At 48.5% G+C, this 22,679-nt stretch carries 13 protein-coding genes and 1 tRNA gene; 10 read left to right on the plus strand and 4 right to left on the minus strand.

Translation table 11 applies throughout. From position 1 onward, the window contains the following. Positions 1-539: 539 nt before the first annotated feature. The 7 genes from WH46_RS22570 (at position 540) to WH46_RS22600 (ending at position 14,956) form a co-directional block, all read left to right on the plus strand. Complete coding sequence (locus WH46_RS22570; protein ID WP_046228447.1) at positions 540-3,335, plus strand: glycoside hydrolase family 3 C-terminal domain-containing protein; 2,796 nt, start codon at positions 540-542, stop codon at positions 3,333-3,335. 594 nt (positions 3,336-3,929) lie between these two features. After that, positions 3,930-7,670: an alpha-L-arabinofuranosidase C-terminal domain-containing protein gene (locus WH46_RS22575; RefSeq protein WP_046228448.1), complete on the plus strand. Its 3,741-nt coding sequence runs from the start codon at positions 3,930-3,932 to the stop codon at positions 7,668-7,670. Positions 7,671-7,840: 170 nt separating this feature from the next. Continuing rightward, positions 7,841-10,378, plus strand: a complete 2,538-nt coding sequence (locus WH46_RS22580) for a LamG-like jellyroll fold domain-containing protein (RefSeq protein WP_046228449.1) — start codon at positions 7,841-7,843, stop codon at positions 10,376-10,378. A 297-nt stretch (positions 10,379-10,675) separates the two neighbouring features. Next, positions 10,676-12,640 (plus strand): DUF2961 domain-containing protein, encoded by a 1,965-nt coding sequence (locus WH46_RS22585; RefSeq protein WP_156172333.1) that lies wholly within the window; start codon positions 10,676-10,678, stop codon positions 12,638-12,640. Between the two features lie 123 nt (positions 12,641-12,763). Continuing rightward, positions 12,764-12,847 (plus strand) — tRNA-Leu (locus WH46_RS22590). 175 nt (positions 12,848-13,022) lie between these two features. Continuing rightward, positions 13,023-14,414 (plus strand): MATE family efflux transporter, encoded by a 1,392-nt coding sequence (locus WH46_RS22595; protein ID WP_046228450.1) that lies wholly within the window; start codon positions 13,023-13,025, stop codon positions 14,412-14,414. Positions 14,415-14,719: 305 nt separating this feature from the next. Further along, positions 14,720-14,956, plus strand: a complete 237-nt coding sequence (locus WH46_RS22600) for a hypothetical protein (RefSeq protein WP_046228451.1) — start codon at positions 14,720-14,722, stop codon at positions 14,954-14,956. A 25-nt stretch (positions 14,957-14,981) separates the two neighbouring features. On the opposite strand, the gene WH46_RS22605 is transcribed toward WH46_RS22600, so the two are convergent. Further along, the gene (locus tag WH46_RS22605) at positions 14,982-15,173 is read right to left on the minus strand and encodes a hypothetical protein (protein ID WP_046228452.1); all 192 of its coding nucleotides are present in this window, start codon (positions 15,171-15,173) and stop codon (positions 14,982-14,984) included. A gap of 167 nt (positions 15,174-15,340) precedes the next feature. Here WH46_RS22605 and WH46_RS22610 point away from each other — a divergent pair, with 167 nt between their 5' ends. Then, entirely contained in the window at positions 15,341-16,912 is a 1,572-nt protein-coding gene (locus WH46_RS22610; protein ID WP_052714342.1) for a right-handed parallel beta-helix repeat-containing protein, read from the plus strand. Between the two features lie 253 nt (positions 16,913-17,165). Here the strand turns inward: WH46_RS22610 and WH46_RS22615 are convergent, their stop codons facing one another. Continuing rightward, entirely contained in the window at positions 17,166-17,525 is a 360-nt protein-coding gene (locus WH46_RS22615; protein ID WP_407944437.1) for a DUF1304 domain-containing protein, read from the minus strand. Positions 17,526-17,867: 342 nt separating this feature from the next. Between WH46_RS22615 and WH46_RS22620 the strand changes: the two genes are divergently transcribed. Further along, complete coding sequence (locus WH46_RS22620; RefSeq protein ID WP_407944438.1) at positions 17,868-18,683, plus strand: FRG domain-containing protein; 816 nt, start codon at positions 17,868-17,870, stop codon at positions 18,681-18,683. Between the two features lie 359 nt (positions 18,684-19,042). Here WH46_RS22620 and WH46_RS22625 read toward each other — a convergent pair whose 3' ends face one another. Both WH46_RS22625 and udk read right to left on the minus strand, forming a co-directional pair. Beyond that, the gene (locus WH46_RS22625; RefSeq protein ID WP_046228454.1) at positions 19,043-19,606 is read right to left on the minus strand and encodes a 5' nucleotidase, NT5C type; all 564 of its coding nucleotides are present in this window, start codon (positions 19,604-19,606) and stop codon (positions 19,043-19,045) included. Between the two features lie 80 nt (positions 19,607-19,686). After that, positions 19,687-20,325, minus strand: coding sequence for a uridine kinase (gene udk / locus WH46_RS22630; protein ID WP_017814922.1), 639 nt, complete (start codon positions 20,323-20,325; stop codon positions 19,687-19,689). 423 nt (positions 20,326-20,748) lie between these two features. Between udk and WH46_RS22635 the strand changes: the two genes are divergently transcribed. Next, the gene (locus tag WH46_RS22635; protein ID WP_046228455.1) at positions 20,749-22,659 is read left to right on the plus strand and encodes a sensor histidine kinase; all 1,911 of its coding nucleotides are present in this window, start codon (positions 20,749-20,751) and stop codon (positions 22,657-22,659) included. Positions 22,660-22,679: the final 20 nt, after the last annotated feature.

Genomic DNA, 22,679 nt, shown 5'->3' on the forward strand with positions numbered 1-22,679 from the left:
AAAACAAAATATGAAATGTGCATACATAAGAATGCAATAAAACGCACGGAGCACAGGGAAGGAAATCATACCATAGGCCGACATTTAAGAATGGATATTTACCGCGATAAGCGGTATTTCAAAATATCCATTCTTAACCGGAGGCCGCCGGTATGATCCCTTCCCGGAGCGGTGACCATCCATCAGACACAATTACAAAACACTCCCTTATTGTTATTCCTGCCAGAATAATGAACAGCAAACCACAAACAGCACACAGCAAACCACCAAAAGCATATCAACAGTGTCCCGTTTGGAAGTAGGCACTCACCAACCGAGCACTAAGAGCTAAATGAATACCGGACATCTACTGCTGGCTTCTGCAAACGACCTGCATACCCGTGTATCTCACAAATCAGCCACAACTGGATGGTCATTTACCGCGCAGGCCTTTGCTTTTTCCAGCTCGTTACGTACATAATGGTAGAAGAGAGTATGCAGATTGTAACTATGGACATCATGTGTATCACCAGACTATTTACGATTCAGGAGGGAATACATTGACTACACCAACTACTTCACAAATCGGAGTCCCGCTCGAGGGCTTTGCTGAATTTAGCCGCAAGGTTGCTGCCGAAGGTGCAGTACTATTGCAAAATAACAATCAGGTTCTGCCGATCCAGAAAAATGAAAGCGTTTCGATTTTTGGGCGCGTACAGGTCGATTATTACCGTAGTGGTACAGGTTCTGGCGGTAGTGTACACGTAGCGTATACCACCAATCTACTGGATGGATTGCGCAGCAAGACGGATATTCGTGTCAATGAACAGCTGGCACAAGTGTACGAGCAGTGGATTCAAGAGAATCCGTTCGATAACGGAGGCGGAGGCTGGGCGGCCGAGCCGTGGCACCAGCAGGAGATGACGCTGACAGACGAGCTGGTCGCAGAGGCAAGGCAGCAGTCAGATAAAGCAATTATCGTAATTGGACGTACCGCCGGTGAGGACAAGGATAATGCGGATGCGCCGGGTAGTTACCGTCTGACTGATGATGAGCTGAATATGCTGAAGCAGGTTACGGCTCATTTTGAACAGACGGTTGTCGTTCTTAATGTATCCAACATCGTGGACATGAGCTGGGTGCAGGACAAGAGTCATATTCATCCGATCTCGGCGGTCATCTATTCCTGGCATGGCGGCATGGAGGGCGGTAATGCGATTGCAGACGTACTGGTCGGCGAAGTGACGCCAAGCGGCAAACTGCCGGATACAATCGCCTATTCCATTGACGATTATCCATCTACCAAGAATTACGGCAATGAGCATCAGAGTCTGTATGAAGAGGATATTTACGTAGGTTATCGTTACTTTGAGACATTTGCGTCGGAGAAGGTACAATATGCGTTTGGTTATGGATTATCCTATACTTCCTTTGAAGTGAAGCCGGAGGAAGCACAGCGGACAAGCCATGAAGGACAGGAGTACATTGAGATCGGTGTGCAGGTGACGAATACCGGTACAGTCTATGCAGGCAAGGAAGTCGTACAAGTGTACTACGAATCGCCACAGGGTCAGCTGGGTCAGCCGGCACGTTCGCTTGCTGCTTTTGGCAAAACCGGACTGCTGCAGCCGGGCGAATCGGAGCGTCTCGTGATTACTTTCCCGGTACATAGCATGGCTTCCTACGATGACAGTGGGATTACCGGACATGCGCATGCCTATGTGCTCGAAGAGGGAGTATATCGTTTCTATGCAGGCAGCAGTATTCGTCAGCTGGAGGCTGTAAAATATGCCAGTGGCGAAGGTTACGAGGTGACCGAGCTGCAGATTGTGGAACAGCTGCAGGAAGCGATGGCACCGACAGTAACGTTTAACCGGATCAAGCCGGGACAGAAACTGGATAATGGTACGTATGAAATCACATACACCGAAGTGCCGAAGCAGAAGGTTTCGCTGGCAGAACGGATAGAACAGCAAATGCCACCTCAGCTAGAACAGACTGGGGATCGCGGTTACAAGCTCAGAGATGTAGCGGAGCAAAAGGTCAGCATGGAGGAATTTATTGCCCAGCTGAGCGATGAAGATCTGGCTGCGATTGTACGTGGAGAAGGCATGAGCAGTCCGCTGGTTACACCTGGCACAGCATCGGCATTTGGCGGAGTTAGCGACAGTCTGCTGGGCTACGGCATTCCGGTAGGCTGTACGGCAGATGGCCCTTCGGGTATCCGGATGGACAGCGGCGACAAGTCTACACAGGTCTCGATTGGTACATTGCTGGCATCCACCTGGAATGTGGAGCTGGTCGAAGAAATGTATATACTGGAAGGACAGGAGCTGGTGCGTAACAATGTCGATGCACTGCTCGGACCCGGTATGAATATTCACCGCAGTCCGCTTAATGGACGGAACTTTGAATACTTTTCCGAAGATCCGCTCGTAACCGGACAGCTGGCAGCAGCTTGTGTACGCGGCATTATGCGCGGCGGTTCGAATGGTACGTTGAAGCATTTTGCCTGCAATAACCAGGAGCAGTATCGCAGTAAGGTCGATGCCGTTGTATCCGAGCGTGCACTACGCGAGATTTATCTCAAAGGCTACGAGATTGCAGTCAAACAAGGCGGTTCCAACTGTATCATGACTTCATACAATCCGGTCAACGGACACTGGGCAGCTTCCAATTATGATCTGAACACCACGATTCTGCGCGGTGAATGGGGCTTCCAGGGCATCGTGATGACCGACTGGTGGGCGATCATGAATGACGTTGTAAATGGCGGTCCAGCCGATCGCAAAAATACCAATGCCATGGTACGCGCCCAGAACGATCTGTACATGGTCGTCAGCAACTATGGCGCAGAGACGAATGTATGGGGCGACAATACGATCGAATCGCTGGCGAATGGCACACTTACCCGTGGCGAGCTGCAGCGCAGTGCGATTAATATCTGTAACTTCCTGATCCAGGCACCGGTATTTGCCCGCAATCAGGTGATTGAAGAGACGGTGAATGCTTATCCAGCCAACGATTCACTTTCTGCCGAGCAGGCTCAGCCCGCGACAGAAGATCGCCAGATAACAGTGGATACAGCAGCAGCGACACTGATCTATGTCGAGCAACCAGGCGTCTACCGTCTGTTCGCTCATGTGATGTCACCGGATACCGAACTGGCCCAGAGTGCCTGCAATCTGATGCTGAACGGCGAAGTTGTGACGACGATTCAGACGAATGGCACCGAAGGCAGATGGTTGCGCCAGAAGCTGGTCAAAGCTGAGCTGGCAAGTGGAGTCTATGAAGTGACATTTGAATTTGTGAAGCCGGGTATGCAGGTGGAATGGATCGAGTTCAAGCGCGTGTAATTATACGATAGTCCGTAATAAAGTGCAGATAGTGCTGCTACCAGGTTTATTCGCATTTTACTTCAATGAACAGAACAAAGCATTGTATCATATCTGCTATCTATTTGGTAAAAAGCCCTTCGTATGATTAGCGAAGGGCTTTTTGCTGATGGAGTGAATGGATCCGTCATCCGGAGTGATTGAATAGTATAACTTGGCACCATCTATATTGCTGTCCAGTTTCTCGATATCGTAATGATACCCGTGTAATAAAGCTGCCTGATTGAAGGTGTACCAGGGGGAAGGAACATCCATATTCCTGCGATCATAAGAATACCTGCGAACAGGGTAATCCATATTTTATGTAATGTCTTCAGCTAAAGTCACTGCCTTCTCCTAAAGTAGTCGTTTTAATATACAGGTGGGCTCCCTTAATAAGTTGCTTCCCTTGTTACTCATCAGCAAATCTATAAACGACTATTTACCCAAAATCTACCGACGAACCGAAAAAGAGTTGAAAAACACCCTTCATATAGAGTAGTATGACTTTATAGAATATAATTACATTAATATATTAATATAAATATTAACTATAAAAGTATAGGAGTATTGCATATGACACATATTCAAGATCGACTCATTGCACAGTACAAATTCGACAATGCCGATCAGATCGGCAAAGACAGCTCCGGCAAAGATAATCATGCAACCGCTTCCGGTAAGAGTGCGCCTGTTGTTCAAGAAGTATACGGACGTCATGCAGCTTCCTTTACCGGTGGAGCAAACGGTTCTTCCTACATACAGCTGCCTGCTGATTTACTCAAAGATGTAAGCGATAACACAGGGCTTACAGTAACGGCATGGGTGAATTTTGGTATGGGCGTGAGCATTTGGGAACGTATTTTTGACTTTGGTGCCGGAGAAGGTAAGCCCTCTATTTTCCTCACCCGTCAAATGCGTGGAACCCTGACAGCAGACGGCGATCTGGCTGTCGACCCTGGTAAGGGATTTGTCCGTGATGAGTGGATGCACGTCGCCATCTCGGTCAAAGGCACAGAAGGCGGAACACTGAGCAGCGCGGGTCCGGTCGTCTATGTAAATGGCGAAATTGCTGTAGATGGAACGATTAGCCAGACATCGAGCGGTAACTACGCTCGTCTGCGCGCTTGGTTTGCTACATTTACCGAAGAAGGCAATTACAACAGCAATTATATCGGACGTTCCCAGTTCGCAGCGGATGATGATTACACCGGAGCGATCGCAGACTTCCGGGTATATGAAGCAGGATTGTCCGAAGATGAAGTCATCGAAGTCATGTGCGACTCGCTGACAGATGAAGAGGTTACTCGTCTGGCACGGGACAAATATCTATCTTTCCCTACGACGATTATTACGCGTGATCTGACACTTCCCGAGTCTCTGATGGGCGGCCGGGTGCAGATCAGCTGGACATCGAGCCGACCGAAGATTCTGGCTCATGACGGCCGGATTCAGGAAGTCAGCCAAGCGGAAGGCGTGACGATTACAGCGAGCATGGCCCGCGGCAGCAGCACACTGGAGAAAAGCTTTGACGTATCCGTACTGCCCAAGGATCTGCCGCCTTATACTCTGACGATTCATGGCAGCCGGGAAGTACTGGATGTCAGCGAAGTGATGTACGGACTGTTCTACGAAGATATCAACAATGCGGCCGATGGCGGAATCTATGCGGAAATGGTGCAGAACCGCTCCTTTGAATCGTTTGCTTTTGATACGTACTCCCATGCTTCCGGTGAATGCGGATGCTCGACAGGTCGTAATCGTGAGCCATTATTCGCTTGGTATGGCGATACCGACAAAATGACTCCGCAGAATAGCGGTGGACTGAATGAACATTTCGGTGTCAGTGATCCCGATGTGAACTCCTATTATGTAAAAGTAGCCAGCGGTGCAACGATTATCAACCGCGGATTTAACGATACCAATAACAATTGCGCCATGTTTATCCAGCGTGATGCCCGTTACGACTTTACGATCTGGGCCAAAGCAGAAGCAGCCGGAACGATTACGTTGCAGCTACAGACAGCGGATGGACAGCCAGCCAGTGATACGGTGACCGTACAGGTGGAAGGTAACGGAACCTGGCGCAAATATGGTGTAGAGCCGAAGCTGACACTGACCGGATCTGCCGAAGTGCTGGGACAGCTGGCACTGACCTTTGACGGAGACATATCGATCGATATGGTATCTCTGTATCCGCAGGATGTATGGGGAGCAGGCGAAGAAGAAGGTTCTCCATCTGCCCATGCCAACTATACCGGCAACCCGAACTACCGTCTGCGCAAGGATCTGGTTAACGCACTGGTGAACATGCATCCGACGTTCCTGCGTTTCCCGGGTGGATGTATCTCGGAAGGCTCCTTTATCTGGGAGAATGTGTATGACTGGAAAGAATCGGTCGGTGATATCGAGCTGCGCAAAGAAAACTTCAATGTATGGGGTTACATGATGACGATGGGACTCGGCTATATGGAGTATTTCCAGCTGGCCGAAGATCTGAATGCAGTACCATTGCCGGTTATGGCTTGCGGTGTACTCTGTCAGGCACGCTCCGATTATGCGCATCCAGCCGGTGGCGAGCTGCGTGACTACTATATCAAGAACTTTACCGATCTGATCGACTTTGCGATCAGTATGGACTTTGAACATAACGAATGGGCAGCGATGCGCAAGCATATGGGTCATGAAGCGCCATTTGATCTGCGTTATCTGGGCGTGGGTAACGAGAACTGGGGTACCGAGTTCTTTGCCAACTTTGAGGTGTTCAAGACCTCGATCGACGAGTACATGGCCAAGCATTATCCGGATCATGAACTGAATATTATCTCGACCGTTGGCGCACAGGCTGATGATGATGCGTATCAACAGGGATGGAAGTTCCTGAGTGGTAATCTGGAAGGAACAGCCGAAGTCGCCTTTGCCGATCGGGACAAAGTCATCGAAGAAACGATTACCTGGTACGCCAAGGAAGACAATTACATGGATACGATTGCGGATGAGCACTACTATCGCTCCAATGAGTACCTGCTCAACAATGCCGATCGCTACAACTATTATTACAGAGCCTATAATGCCGATGGCAGCATCAACTGGAAAGAAACATCCAAAGTATTCGTTGGTGAATATGCATCGACTGACAAAAATACGCTGGCAGGCGCGATTGGTGAAGCGGCTGTGATGACCGGATTCGAGAATAATGCCGATGTGGTTCGTCTGGCTGCCTACGCGCCGCTGTTCAACAAAGTGCTGACGGATGGCACATACCGCTGGACGCCGGACTGTATCTGGTTCGACGATGAGACCGTATGGTATACGCCGAACTATTATGTACAGCATCTATTCGCCAAATATCTGGGACATAAAGTGCTGGATACATCATTCTCCACATACAAGCATGGCCGCCAGCTCGATCTGATCCCGCGTGGTGGGATCGAGATCGCTACAGGCAATGCCGAGATCGCAGTGAAGCATGTCAAAGTCACTTCCAATGTCGATGGCAGTGTACTGCTGGAACAGGACTTTACCGCCGAGCTGAATCCGGCATGGCAGGTTATCCCGGGATCAGCCGGTTACACGGTCGATAAGGAGCGTGGTCTGGTACTTGCTGCACAGGGCAGCGGAATGAATGGTCTGTACATTCTGAATGATGAATGGACCAACTACAAAGTGGAAGTAACCGCTACCCGCCTGACAGGTCCCGAAGGGTTCTACATTGGTGCCGGACTGACAGATATTCATCCGGATACCAAAGATGTGACCGAATATGCGATCAACTACAACGGCAATGCTACCGGCGTCAAAGTGTACAAGCAGGGCATTGAAGGCTATACGCTGGGCGATTATTCCTCCAGTACGGCAGCAGGCAACCTGCGGGCAGCCAGCTATGAACCGCTTGCGGACGGTACGGAATATAGTATTACGGTCAATTATGGCGGCGAGACCGGACGCAATCTGATCTGCTCCTATACCGATGGCCAGACAGAGAGCAAAGTGCTGGATTACAAGCTCGAAGCCTATAATCGTGAAGTGTTCCATTCTGTAACCCGTGATGAGCAGCATGTCTATGTGAAGCTGGTCAATGCCGATGCTGCAGACAAGGCGACTCGTCTGAATCTGGAAGAACTGAATGTACAGGCAGAAGCACAGTTGATTACGCTGACTGGCGATGCATCGCTCCTGCATACACCGAATGTGAACAAGAAAAACAATGAGCAGGTGGTTCCATCCGAGCAGACTATTCAGCTGGAAGGTACTACAGTCGTACTGGATCTGCCAGCAAGCTCGGTCAATGTACTTATTCTGCGTCTGAACAACTGATCATCACCTGATTCAAGGTAGTTATGTACATGACTGCCTTCATAAGCTTCGAGTATGAGAAGAATAGATTTTATTTCGATCATTTAGAGTTATGGAGGCAGTTCATTTCATAATCTGCAGGAACACATTATAGATTACCATTCATGAGCAAGACGAGAGGGGATTACCTGATGCGCAAAAATGTAACCAAAAAGCTCGCTGTCGCGACGCTGGCATTCTCACTGGCGGTATCTGCCGCAGGTGTAACAAGTGAACAGGCTTCCGCAGCCAAAGCGGATAATACACCGGCTGAACCGACATTTTCCAATGCTACCGTACACGATCCTTCCATTATCAAAACAGGCAATACTTTCTATGTATTCGGCTCCCATATCTCGGCAGCCAAGTCTCCGGATCTGATGCATTGGTCGAATTTTGCAAACGGTTACACTACTCCGGGTAACACACTGTACGGCGATCTGTCCAAAACACTGGCAGGTTCTTTCAAATGGGCAGGAGAGAATGATTCGGACAGCAAAGGCGGATTCGCTGTATGGGCACCCGACGTGATCTGGAATCCCAAATATGTCAACAAAGACGGCTCCAAAGGTGCGTATACACTGTATTATTCTACATCGTCTACGTATATCCGCTCCGCGATCGGCATGGCAGTATCCCAGAAGATCGAAGGACCGTATGAATACACAGACACCTTCATTTATACCGGATTTACCAAAGACAAGGCGTTCGATGCCAACAGTCAGGTAGACAAGAAGTGGACCAATACCAATATCAAGACGCTGATTGACCAGAAAAAAATCAGCGCGGAGAATCCGGCATGGTTTAACGAAAATGGATCATATGCCAACCAGCAGTATCCGAATGCGATCGATCCTACCATTTTCCAGGATGCCAAAGGCAAAATGTGGATGACCTATGGTTCATGGTCCGGCGGTATCTTCGTGCTGGAAGTGGACCAGAAGACAGGCAAGCCGATCTATCCGGGCAAAGATGGCAAAACCAAGGACGGCCGCATGATCGACCGCTACTTTGGCACGAAAATCGCCGGTGGCTACGGCAAATCCGGTGAAGGCCCATATATCCAGTACAACAAGGATACCGGCTATTTCTATCTGTACATGACTTATGGTGGACTCGCAGCTAACGGCGGGTACAATATGCGTGTATTCCGCTCCAAGTCTGCAGATGGCCCTTATGTAGACGCCAGAGGACATCAGGCAACATGGCCGGCAGATACCAGTAATGATGAATACGGCAACAAGCTGATCGGCAACTTCCTGTTCGACAGCAAAGTAGGCGATCCAGGCAAAGAGCAGGATTACGGTTATGTGTCTCCGGGACACAACTCCGTCTATACCGATCCGAAGACCGGGCAGCTGTTCCTCGTCTTCCATACCCGTTTCCCGGGACGTGGAGAAGAGCATGAACTGCGTATCCATCAGATGTTTATCAATAAAGAAGGCTGGCCAGTTGTCTCGCCATACCGTTATGCAGGCGAGCAGGAAGCCAAAGTCAGCGACAAAATGATCACCGGTGATTATCAGTTTGTCGATCATGGTAGCGATTCTTCACCAACGATCAAAAAAGCGAGCTATATCCGTCTGAATGAAGACCATACCATTACAGGCGAACTGCAGGGTACCTGGAAGAAAAAAGGCACCAATGATGCAGAATTGACCATTAACGGCAAAATGTATACTGGCGTATTCGTAAAAGACTGGGACCCAATGTCCAAACAGTATGTAATGACCTTCACGGCATTGTCTGACCAGGCAACCATGGGCTGGGGCAGTCGTCTGCCAGATGCTCCCGATAAACAGGTTATTGAAGATGTATATGGCGAACTGGAACTGAGCGGCACGAGTGGCATTACAGCCAATCTGGAACTGCCAACTATCGGCAGCCGTGGTACAACCATCAGCTGGACGTCTTCCAACGAACAGATTATTGCTGCAAATGGACAGGTAACCCGTCCGGAATCCGGTAGCACGGCAGTACCGGTGACACTGACGGCGCGTATTGCTCATGGGAGCGAGACACGTACCAAAACATTCGATGTAACCGTAATGCCTTATGTAAATGCCGAGCTGACCGCCCGTTACAGCTTCGACCAGAATCTGAACGACAGCACTGGCCAGCATGGCGCAGGTGAACTGACCGGCGATCGTCTGGATCGTCCGGCAACCGTGGGTAGCATTACGTATGGCACAGGTGTACACGGACAATCGGCTGTACTGGATGGTACAACAGGTATCCGTCTGCCAAATGGACTTATTCACAGTAATTCGTATTCCGTCTCCATGTGGGTGAAGCCGGAGCAGCTGAGTGTCTACTCACCGGCATTCTTTGGTGCAGCAGACAGTGATCATTGGATCAGCCTGCTGCCGCGCGGAACAGACAGCGATAATACGATGCTATGGGCAGGCAGCACACCATGGTATGATGCCAGCACCGGCATGAAGATTCCGGCAGGAGAGTGGAGCCATCTGGCGTTTACCGTGGATCAGGGCACCGTTACCGTCTATGTAAACGGCAAAGCAACCTTTACAGGTAGCGGATTCCCGGATCGCTTCTCGGCTGCGGACAATGCCAGCTTTGGCCTGGGCGTGAACTATTGGGATGCTCCATTCAAAGGCGAACTGGATGAACTGCAGGTATTCGAAGGCGGACTGACTCCAGCCCAACTGGCGGAGCTGTCTTCCAAATAATCAGTACCCTGCGAGACTATTTCTGGAGAGCTATACGATAGAAATTGAGCAAAAGACGTAGCAAATATCATAAACCGAGAGACAACGATCTGTTAGTGGATCGTTGTCTCTTTTTGTATTTCAACAGCAATAATGTTCAACTCATCTGAAAATTGTTCAATCCCGGCAGAAGACTCTGCATTCTATACTGAATACAGAAGGAATGTTCATTACAGCATAGTAGATCTATACAAATGAGCCAGGAGCCTTGTCGTTCAGTATTGTTCGTCAATCCACATAGAGAACAGGAGCAGCATAATGAGATCAAGCCAGGAATCCGATCAAATCGTACCCAAAGGTCTAAAAGCCATGCAGCAGTTCGAACAGCTGCCGTTGCTGCGTGAAGGAGTACAGGTTCACTATGAAGGCAGTATAGACAAGCAGGGAGGCAATGCCGACTGGGACTGGTGGTTGTATCAGGAAGGATCGGAATGGGTGATCTTCGATGTGGATGGTCCGGGCTGTATCTATAACTTTGTGCAGCACCGGTATCCTGACAGTGAAGAGCCGACGTTTTCGTTTTATTTTGATGGAGAAGCCGAACCGAGATTCCGTATCCGGCATTCGGAGTTTGGTCGTGAGGCTCCTTTTGTAGCGCCACTGGCGGATGCTTATATGGGTCCAGATGATAACGGCAGAGGGCAGATCCGGGTGGTACGGAGCTTTGTACCAATGGAGTATGAGCGTTCCTGCCGCATCACATCGGATATCCGGCTCAAAGGAGCCGCCAAAGGCGATGGAGGCTGGGGACATGTCATTTATCACTCCTACCAGGATGCGAGTGGAATAACAACATTTACAGGCAATGAACATCTGGATGCTCTGTTGAACACCTGGAACCATACAGGAGAAGATCCCAAGCCGGATGTGTCTGCACAATCGGCGGTTACCCAGCAGCTAACGCTGCGCGGTGGAGAACATGTGGTTCTGCTGGATGAGCAGGGAGCAGGCAGTATTACCGCGATACTCGCTGAAATGAATACTTCTCTGCCAGCTGCAGACTCTGGTGCGCCGCTGAACGATTTTCCGTATCCGGAGCTGCAGCAGATTTGGATACGAGCGACATGGGATAACCATGAGCGGCCGGATGTGGAATGTCCATTGGGTGCTTTTTTCGGTAATGAACTGGGGTACAACCGTATTGGACTATTGTCTCACGGACAAACGGAAGCGGGCATGCTGTATCAATACTTTCCGATGCCGTATTGGGAGCGTGCGCACATTGAGCTGATCAATCGGGGGGCGGCGGAAGTTACCTTTGCCTATTGGGAGATTCGTTATACGACGGAATATAATGATCTGTATCTTCAAGGGCAGACCGGTTACTTCCGTTCCTCGGCCTACTATCCATCGCAGGCTGCGCAAGGAACAGACAGCATTATCGGCCGTATCACCGGACGCGGACATCTGGTAGCCGGACAGGTGACAGCCTTCAGCCGGACTACGGGGCAGATTAGCTGTGAAGGAGATGTGCGTGTTCATATCGATGGCAAATTAACCCCGCAGGTGGAGAGTGACGGCTCCGAGAGCTGGGTGAATTACGGCTGGGGATTCCCTACGCCGCCGGAGATGAATCCGTCCAGCGCATATGACGGCCTGCCAGATAGTCCGTGGTCGATGGTGCGGCTGTGCAGTGGAGATGTGTATCCTTTTCGGCAGGAACTGGTCTTCGGCATCGAGGCCGGCGAGTATAATAATCAATATCTGCGCCACTCGGGTATTCTATTTTACTATGGCGTGGATGAGCCGGGCATGGAGCTGACCGATGTACTGGATATCGGTAACAAGGCTTCGGAAGGTATCCATCATTATCGTACATCCGGCAGCCGTGGATACTATACCCTGTGTGCATGTTATGAAGGGGATCAGGATCATGTGCTGATTACAGACACCGGACACGAGACAGAGGGATGGAGTGAATTCGTCATATCGATCCATCCGGATAACCGGGGAGTGCGTCTGCGGCGAAGATCCGACCAGATGACCGGCCGGCAAAAGGCGAAAGTGTATGTAGATAATGTACTGGTACAGGAGCGCAGCTGGTATGTGGCTGACCGCAATCCATATCAGCGCTGGCTGGATGATGAATATGAGATTCCAGCTGGATATACATCAGGCAAAGATCATGTGACGATTCGGCTCGAATATGTGCAGGCCGGAGAGACGCGGGCATGGAACGAATTTGAATATAAAGTGTACAGTCTGCACGGGTACAATACGTGAAATAGATCAGAGAGATTGGGATACAGAGCTGCGTTAAAATATTTTGTGGAAAAGCTTGTACTTTTCGAAATATCATGATATATTATTCCTTGTGATTGCGTAACGCAGCTCACTAACTCATTTGCGGTCGTGGCGGAATTGGCAGACGCGCACGGTTCAGGTCCGTGTGGGCTTACCCCCGTGGAGGTTCGAGTCCTCTCGACCGCATTCTTATTTATTTATAACGTGAATATTCATACAGTCAATTACGTCCTTCAGTTATTTTAACCTGGAGGGCGTTTTTATTATGAGTTTCACTGGAATCTTGTAGAGATTCCGGTATAATGTGGAGAATGTAAACCGTCGGACAGGCCATGAATCCAGTTATAAAGAAGGTAATCACATGGGAGACCCCAGCATAAGATGGAGCAGAGCTCATAATCTGCTGGAAAAGTATTTTTCCGGAGCAACAATGAATTACCGCCAGATGATCGCGCTGTTTATTCCGATCCTGATCGATCAGGCGTTTGTGATGGGACTGAATCTGATCAATACCGCCATGATCAGTTCGGCAGGCGTAGCGGCTGTCAGTGCGGTTAATATGGTGGATTCGCTGAATATTTTCCTGCTGAGCGTATTTATCGCGGTCGCTACAGGCGGGACCGTTGTTGTCGCCCAGTACAAGGGTAATGGCAATGAACTGAAAGTATCACAGGCGACTGCAGGAGCAGTCTCGTCCGTATCTGCGCTGGCATTGGCTGTAGCATTGATCGGTATTGTCTTTCACGGGCCGCTGCTCAGTCTGCTGTTCGGCTCGGCAGAGGCAGAAGTTATGAATCATGCACGTACATACCTGATCGGGAGCTGTATTTCCTTTGTCGGGATTGCGATTGTGGAAGCGGTCTGCGGTGCGCTGCGCGGTGTTGGCAGTACGAGAGCCTCGCTGATGCTGTCATTGATCATGAATCTGCTGTATGTGTTGCTGAATTTTGTCTTTATCAATGGACTGGATATGGGTGTGCTCGGCATGACGCTGTCCGTCAATATTGCCCGGTATGGCGGCGCTGCATGTGCGCTGTATTATTTGTTCAAAATGGACGTTAACCTGAAGGTACGTGTACGAGAGCTGTTTGAGGTCAAATGGGAGATGTTCAAAAAGATCCTGTTTATCGGCTTTCCGTTTGCGACCGAGCAGATGTTTTTTAACGGCGGAAAAATACTGACCCAGATCTTCATTGTCGGCATGGGGACGTATGCGATTGCAGTCAATGCGATCTGTTCCGCACTGGCAGGCGCGATGCAGATTCCTGCCAATGCGCTGTCACTGACGATTATTACCGTGGTCGGCATGTGTATCGGTAGCGGCAATATCGACGAAGCACGCAAGTTCACCAAGTCGTTCCTGGTGCTGGCGTCCATGTCGTTTGTATTGATGGGGCTGATTATTCTGCCATTGTTCCATCCGCTGATCTCGTTGTTTGATCCGCCGGCAGAGATTGTGGATGAGATTTTCTGGGTGCTGCTGATCAATACACTGGCCCAGATTCCGCTGTGGGCGATCGGCTTCATTACGCCATCGGCGCTGCGGGCTGCCGGAGATGCCAAGTTTACCTCGATGGTATCGATGCTGTCGATGTGGCTGTTCCGGGTGGTACTCGGGTATGTGCTGGGTGTTACACTCGGCTGGGGTGTCCTCGGGGTATGGATCGCAATGGACTGCGAATGGGCGGTACGTGGTGTTATTTTCATGAAACGATTTTATGGGAAGAAGTGGCTGCAGCATCGGATTATTTAGCGGATGGTGTGGAACATGTAGAGCGGTATGGAGCGTTGTGCAATGAAGAATGGGAATGCGTTGTATCCTTCGCATTGTACATCATGCACTCCAGAAAAGAATAAGAGCACGTCCTCCGGTTAAGCCTGGAGATCCCTGAATTGGTATAAGTACAGGGGATCTCCAGGCTTAAATGTCGTCCTTTGCTCTTATTTCTTTTCTTACGTTCTGTGCGAGTGCATGTACAATCTTGTATTTATGTATTCCACAAATTGTAAAATGGAATGGTATACTGGACAGATCCCAATATGAAGGAGGTTTTTCTTATGGGTACCATTTATATGATAGGGCTTGTTCTGATTCTGGCGCTGCTCGTTGCAGTATTGGGTCATGTGATGTATCGCTGGTCCAGGCGCCATCTCACCGGTATGTTGACTATGATTGTCGCTGTTGTCTGGGTTATGCTGATGTTTGGCTCTTTCGAGGTATTATGGGTGATCGTTCCGTCGCTGGTTGTGTACGGTCTATTGGCGCGATATCCCTATCTACTAAAAGCCAAGTAAAAGAATACAACTGATCGTTATTCATTCAAGCTTGATTCTGTCGATACTTGCCTCGTATACCAATAATCGATAACACGATAAAAAAGAGCAGACCGATCAGAGGCTGTATACCCAGTGTTTGATGCAGAGCGAGCGGCAGTGCAATAAATAACAGACACATTGCCAGCAGGTTCCACCAGAGCTCTCTACGGGCAAATTGCAGGATTGCTTGTTTCATGAAGATTCCTCCCGAGTGTGAATTCCAATAAAGGAATGCTATGATCGCTTAGGAATCGGAATGGTTACATGATCACCGTCCCCTCCAGAGCTATTGCAGCATATATTTCATTGTATATACAAATCGAATAAAAAGTAAATATTTGTTAAAAGAGAGGGTGCGGCTTCTTGTATCATTATTTTAAAAGAACAGCCGGTCTGCTCGTTGTGCTCCTTCTGGGTGCCGGAAGTATAGCTTGTTCCTCTCAAGAACATCGAAAAGATGCACAGGCAGCTGCAGCGGACAGCCAGAAAGCAGTATATTATGTCTCGCCCGAAGGCCGGGATAGCCAGTCTGGTATTCAAAATTCTCCGTGGCGAACGATACAGCATGCTGCCGATCAGGCAGTACCTGGCAGTACGATCTATATTCGTGCTGGCGTGTATCATGAGCAAGTAAAAATTCGCCGTTCTGGCTCGGCAGCGGCAGGTTTTGTTACCTTTGCCAGTTATCCGGGAGAGCAGGCAATACTGGATGGCAAAGGGGTAAAGGTGAGTGGTCTGCAGGGATTGATCGATATTGCTGATGCCAGTTATGTGCGTATTCAGGATCTGGAAGTGCGTAATTATACAACAAAATCCCGTGATGCCGTGCCGATTGGTATCTATGTACATGGGAGCGGGCAGCAGATCCAGCTAACCGGCAATCATGTGCATCATATTGCCAATACGGCAACTCCATCCGGACCGGATCTGACGGGTCGTGATGCGCACGGTATTGCCGTGTATGGCGATCAGGCACCGGCTGCGCTCAAGCAGGTGACGATCGATCATAACGAGCTGCATGATCTGGTCTTGGGCAGCAGCGAGTCACTGGTCATCAATGGCAATGTGAATGGATTCGCTGTAACAAATAACCGGATCTACAATAATGATAATATTGGTATTGATCTGATCGGCTTCGAAGGTATATCGCCAGATGAACTATACGACCAGGCGCGTAATGGTCTGGTTCGCAGCAACCGAATCTACCAGGTCTCTTCCAATCACAATCCTTCATATGGCAAAAAGCTGCCTAACCACAGCAACTCGGCAGGCGGCATCTATGTGGATGGAGGCAAAAACAGTGTGATCGAGCGGAATTACAGCTACGATAACGATATCGGAATCGAGATTGCTTCCGAGCATAAAGGGAGAAGCACGAGCGGTATGATCGTACGCAGTAATCTCATTTATCATAATCGGCAGACCGGAATCGCCATGGGCGGTTATGATGAGCAACGCGGTTCTACGACAGATTCCCGGATCGTGAATAATACGCTCTATAATAATGATACCCTTGGGGCAGGTAATGGACAGCTGCTGATCCAGTATGATACCCGTCGCAATGTGATCCGCAATAATATAATGGTTGCCGGAGATGCCGGTGTGCTTATCTACAATGAATACACCCGTAATTCCGGTAATACGGTAGATCATAATTTATATTTCTCGCAGGGAGGCAGTGCCGATTCCAGTTGGATCTGGAAAGGCAAGGAATATAGTGGTCTGCAAGCCTATCGTAAAGGCAGCGGCAATGATGCTCATTCGCTTTTTGCCAATCCGCAATTTGTCGATGCCGGGACTAACGATTATCATCTGCAATCTTCCTCTCCGGCAGTAGACAATGGGTATACCGATCCTGGATTACGTAATAGCAAGGACATGGATGGACAACCCAGAACCTCCGGTTCCGCTGTAAATATGGGAGCCTATGAATAAATGAAGTACAACCGAAAAAGCCTGCTGTCTGTTCCTTGTGCTGAATACTTTTGCACGTGGAGCAGTCGGCAGGCTTTTTGTTGATAGTACCTATCCTGTGAGTATACTGTGAGCGGAATATGCAATAGAGCTGCTCACTATATATAATCAGTAATCTACTCTACATATACCAAACATAAACAAACGCTCTGACGATCTGGGCATACCGTAGGCTTAATGCAATCAACAGGCATTCTAATGCTCCATGAGCTGATTAATACCCCAGCCAGAGCAGCAGCAAAGCGATCAGGGCAGGCAGACCCTGCATAAGCCAAATGGACTTTTTAACACTCCATCCGCCGTACAGCGCAGCTACCAGAACACAGCCGAGAAAAAAGAAAGCAATCTGTCTGCCTATGCTGCCATCCGGGTGCAGCAGCGACCAGATCAGACCTGCAGCCAGAAAGCCATTATACAGCCCCTGATTCGCCGCCATCGGGCGGGTTATTTGTGCCTGCTCGGATGTTGTGCCAAACGTCTTCATTACACGAGGTGTTGTCCAGAGGAACATTTCCATAACCAGAATATACAGGTGTTCCAGGGCGACCAATGCAATCATAATACTGCCAAGCATTGCTATTCACTCCTTTTCAAATACAATCATTCATAGAGGAATGGACCAAGATGAACTTTCAGTATGTATATACAAAATAGCCATCCTCAATTAAAAATTATCATACGCTATTCTAAGTTCTCTCATTCATATTGCATATTCCCTGTTAGCTGAATTACATCTATCAGTGTAGCATACAGGTTGCAGCAGGCGAATAGCGGAATTGCATTTTCTCCTTTGGCAGCAGGGCTGTTGGCTATTTTGAATACATCGTATTATGTAAAAAAATACCTTCAAAGCTCATTAAAAAAGTCCAAAATAGTGTAATAAAATAGAGGAGTCAAATATAGATTGCATAGGCAGGTGTTTTGCTTGAAATCAATTGAGGATGGAGTAAGCGTAGCAGAAAGCTGGTTGGACCTCCATGAAGAACTGTTTAACTTTCCTCCTCATCCTGAACATGGCCGCTTTCATTCTCCATATGCCTATCGGGGAATGGATAGTGCTTCTTTTGATCTGAGTACCAGTCTGATGAGGATTGAAAATACAGGGATGGAATCTCACCTTTTGCGTAATTTCAAAAAGTTTGCGCGTGCATCACTCAAAGACGAGCGCAATGACTGGGAGCTGCTGGCAGTCGCCCAGCACCATGGACTGCCGACGCGTATGCTGGATTGGTCATTTTCGCCCTACGTGGCGCTGCATTTTGCCACGTCCGATCTGACCCGCTACCATGAAGATGGAGCTGTCTGGTGCCTGGATACGGATCAGGTCCATGCACACTTGCCGCCAAGCCTCAAGCATCGGCTGAATGATGACGACCTGCTCGTATTTACTGTCGAACTGCTAGATGAGCTGTTCAAGAATATGAACGATTTTGAACAATTAAAAGGCGATGATGACTTTGTCATCTGTCTGGATCCGCCATCGATTGATGAACGGATTGTGAATCAGTACGCCATGTTCACGATCATGAGCAACCGGGATCGCGGACTGGACGATTGGCTCAAGCAGTACCCGGGACTGTACAAAAAGATTATTATCCCGGCTGAATTGAAGCTGGAGGTAAGGGACAAGCTGGATCAGGCCAATGTGAATGAACGGATCATTTATCCGGGGCTGCAGGGAATTAGTGCCTGGCTGAAGCGTCACTGTACCAATACACGTCTGATGCGGTAGGGCGTAGATCTATCACTTTTTCGCCTGCCGGTGGTGAGGAGTATTACCAATATCTCCATTGTCTTTATGCATCTCATCGATAGTCACATGTATGAATAAGCATAAGATACAGACTCATTCTATAACATCTATATACCAATAAAGCCGGATCACTGCCGTCTGTTCGTTGAACAGATCACAATGATCCGGCTTTTAATTGATCCATTAAAAGATCGCTTACTATGAGGTTAATCCAGTATTTAAAAAAAGATAATCATAGCATGAATGCCTTCTCACAACGAGAGAGCCGTCAGGATTGAGCACAATGACCAATAATCCTGAGTGGCCGGCGAGGCGATAAAACCGATCTTGCTTTGAATTTATCTCTGCGGCTGTTCCGCCAGTACCTTGTTTACCAGATCACTCATGCCTTCCCACGAATCCTTCATCAGAAAGTCCTGCTGCAACGGCAGATTCCATGGACGCGGGATACCGATCGTACGCTTGCCGGCTTCACGGGCTGCCAGTAGATTATGCGGTCCATCGTCGATCAGTACATCGAACTCCAGCAGATATTTACGTTTGGCTACGAAGAAATTCTCATACGAAATAAATGGCAAATGCTGTTGCAGCCATCTCCATTTCTCCGGCACCGAAGAAGGACGGGCAGCAGTAACGACGATCAGGTCATGCTGTTCATGAATCCGGCGCATCTCCTCCACTGTATGTTCGTCGAAAATCTCCAACTCTTCATACAGACCGGGTCTGCCGAAAAAGACTTCTTCCGAACATTCATGATGCCAGATCCGGCTCAGATCGAAGTTAATAATCTGCTCCATCGTCAGCGGCAGATCGGGATAGAGTGCATTATGATAATGAATAGCTTTGGGAAGAAGATGGCAGATCGTATCATCCATGTCGACAGCTACAATTTTACGGTTCATTTATCAATTTCCTCTCCTTATGCAAAAAGCTGCCGGGACATCGCCCGGGCAGCTTTTATACGTTATGCAGTCCATTTGTGTTACAGCGTGCCCCATTTGCGGTCGCCGTTCAGGTATTTCTCGGTCAGAATCGACAGCAGCTGAATACCTACTTCATTATGTCCGCCCTCCGGAATGATCAGATCGGCGTATTTTTTGGAAGGTTCAATAAAGGCTTCATGCATCGGTTTGACAGTCGTCATGTACTGCTGATGGATCGATTGAATACTGCGTCCGCGCTCTTCGATATCGCGCAGTACGCGGCGCAAAATGCGTACATCCGGATCGGTATCCACGAATACCTTGATATCCAATTGTTCACGCAGTTTCTCGTCGGACAGTACATGAAGTCCTTCGATAATTACAATATTGTTGGGCTGAAGTTCCAGCGTCTGGTCGGTAAAACGAGCATGCATCGTAAAATTATAGACTGGCGCATATGCCGTTTTGCCTTGCTTGAGTTCTTCCAGGTGCTGGATCAGCAGTTCGTTATCAAAAGCGAAAGGGTGATCGTAATTGATCAGTGCCCGTTCTTCCAGATTCAGATGCGTGTGATCTTTATAATAATTGTCCTGAGAGATGAAAGTAACTGCTTTTCTCGTTCCCATACGTTCGATGACGGAGCGGGCGACGGTTGTTTTGCCTGAGCCGGTACCACCGGCAATACCAATAATGAGCATGGCGTTTGAATAAACCTCCCTAAAGTTAGAAACACAGTATAATTCAGCGTCAGAACCAACGCATTATGAAATCAAAATATTTGTACAGGACGAACATGAAGTTTGCACAGCAAAATGGGTGTATCTTTCACCACCCGACAAGTATCCGTGTCATACCAACAACATTCATATAGGCTTAACAAAATCAATGATCTCTTCTAATATTTTAGGATAGCATAGCTCTGAAAAATTTTCACCTGATTTCATAGAGTTGACGCATGAAATATGCGAAAAATATAAATTTAGGCAGGATGCATTTACAATTCATTCCAAAATGTATTGAGTATTTCGAATTTTAGGTTAAATTAATCTTATAAGAAACGGATTGAATAGAAGATATTATAGTAGAACGCTGTCTACCAACCTCCAGGAAGGAACATGCATATGACAGAACTGCAGGGAACCTATAATATTCCGCTTGTTCTACTTTCGTTGTTTATTTCCTTTTTTGCTTCTTATTGCGCATTGTATATATATGAACGCGTGCTGATGCTTCATGGACGCTCGCGTCTGATCTGGATTCTGTTCGGCTCGGTCATTATGGGGCTGGGCATTTGGTCGATGCATTTTATCGGTATTCTCTCCTATAATCTGCCGACGGATGTTCATTATAATCCACTCTGGCTGACCGTCTCTATGCTGCTGCCCATTATTGCTGTACTGGCTGCATTTTGGATGATCAGTGTGGACTTTATGAAAACAAGCAGTCTGCTTATGGGTTCGTTATGGATGGGATTCGCGATTGTGGCCATGCATTTTACCGGGATGGCAGCGATGGATATGCCATTTGAGCAGCACTATGATTGGTGGATGGTCTGTCTGTCGGTATTGATCGCCTGGAGTGCCTCGTTTGCTGCGCTCAAAATCTCGGCGCGACACCGTCATCTGGAACAGGCGATCAGCCGCAAAGCCAAGCTGCTCATGTCCCTGCTGCTGGGCAGTGCGATTGCCGGTATGCACTATACCGGGATGAACGCTCTGCATATTCATAATATGCACAATCTGCCGATAGAAAGCCCGGCTTATGAGACAAATAAGTATACTCTTGCGATCATGATTGGCGGCGCGATGCTGCTTATTTTGCTATTGCTGATGATCAGCCAGATTCTCGACAAACGTTTTGCACTTCGGCAGGCACAGATCAATCAGCGCCGGTATGATTCGATTTTTGAGCATAACCCGGATGTGGTGCTGTTGTTCAATCGCAGTGGGCAGCTGCTGCGTGCCAATCCGGCAGCAGAGAAGATTATGGGTTATTCGATGGATGAATTGAAAAGGCTTTCCTTTGTCGAGATGATTATGGAACCCTATTCGGATATCATCCGGGATTGCTTCCGCGATGCGATAGACGGGATCTCCCATACTGTCGAATTTATGCTTCGTCATCGGGATGGCCGGGAGATGTGGATGAGTTCTACCATGGTTCCCTGGGTGGAGAGTGACGGGGTCAAAGATATTTATACCATTTCCAAGGATATTACCAGCCGCAAGCGGGCAGAGCGCGATCTGCTGCAGACCAAGCAGGAGCTGGAAGAAGCACTTCGTGTCAAAGGCGACTTTCTGGCGATGATGAGTCATGAGCTACGTACTCCGCTGAATGGAATACTTGGTATGAGTGATGTGCTGCTGGAGATGGATCTGAATGAAGAGCAAAAGGAATTTGTCGGTCATATTCATCATAGTGGAACCGTCCTGCTGCATGTCATCAATGAAGTGCTGGATTATTCCAAACTGGAAGCCGGCAAAATGAGTCTGGTACGTGAACCATTCAGTATCCGGCAGCTGCTCGAAGAAACATCGGGTCTGTTCAAGGCGCAGGTTCGGCAGAAGAATCTGGAACTGCATTTCTCTTCGGATGATGCGATCCCCGATATCGTACTCGGCGATGAGCAGCGTATTCGTCAGGTACTGATCAATCTGATCAGCAATGCAGTGAAGTTTACTTTCCAGGGCGGTATTCATATTGCCGTTCAGGCAGCACCTGATTCATCGGTCTCTGCAGAAGAGCCGGTCTGGCAGTTTAACTTTACTGTACACGATACCGGGATCGGGATTAGTGAGGAAGACCAGCGGCAGCTGTTCCAGCCTTTTTACCAGATTGATTCCAAGATTAATCGTACCTATGAAGGAACCGGCCTGGGACTCGCTATCTGCAAAAATCTGATTGAACTGATGGATGGAGAAATCGGCGTCCGCTCTGCGGAAGGTACCGGTTCGCTGTTCTATTTTATTATTCCAATGAACCGGTATGGAGATCGTCATAATGATCTGCTATGGGCAGAGAATCTGGGATAATCCACATGATCCAAAGGAGA

It is taken from the genome of Paenibacillus dauci (assembly GCF_000971985.1).
Lineage (GTDB): Bacteria > Bacillota > Bacilli > Paenibacillales > Paenibacillaceae > Saccharibacillus > Saccharibacillus dauci.

What these genes read in the sequence shown, in the direction of transcription:
- WH46_RS22635 (WP_046228455.1), top strand. Translation starts at nt 20,749, where the DNA reads ATGACAGAACTGCAGGGAACCTATAATATTCCGCTTGTTCTACTTTCG.
- WH46_RS22615 (WP_407944437.1), bottom strand. Translation starts at nt 17,525, where the DNA reads ATGCTTGGCAGTATTATGATTGCATTGGTCGCCCTGGAACACCTGTAT.
- WH46_RS22575 (WP_046228448.1), top strand. Translation starts at nt 3,930, where the DNA reads ATGACACATATTCAAGATCGACTCATTGCACAGTACAAATTCGACAAT.
- udk (WP_017814922.1), bottom strand. Translation starts at nt 20,325, where the DNA reads ATGCTCATTATTGGTATTGCCGGTGGTACCGGCTCAGGCAAAACAACC.
- WH46_RS22580 (WP_046228449.1), top strand. Translation starts at nt 7,841, where the DNA reads ATGCGCAAAAATGTAACCAAAAAGCTCGCTGTCGCGACGCTGGCATTC.
- WH46_RS22600 (WP_046228451.1), top strand. Translation starts at nt 14,720, where the DNA reads ATGGGTACCATTTATATGATAGGGCTTGTTCTGATTCTGGCGCTGCTC.
- WH46_RS22585 (WP_156172333.1), top strand. Translation starts at nt 10,676, where the DNA reads ATGAGATCAAGCCAGGAATCCGATCAAATCGTACCCAAAGGTCTAAAA.
- WH46_RS22595 (WP_046228450.1), top strand. Translation starts at nt 13,023, where the DNA reads ATGGGAGACCCCAGCATAAGATGGAGCAGAGCTCATAATCTGCTGGAA.
- WH46_RS22605 (WP_046228452.1), bottom strand. Translation starts at nt 15,173, where the DNA reads ATGAAACAAGCAATCCTGCAATTTGCCCGTAGAGAGCTCTGGTGGAAC.
- WH46_RS22625 (WP_046228454.1), bottom strand. Translation starts at nt 19,606, where the DNA reads ATGAACCGTAAAATTGTAGCTGTCGACATGGATGATACGATCTGCCAT.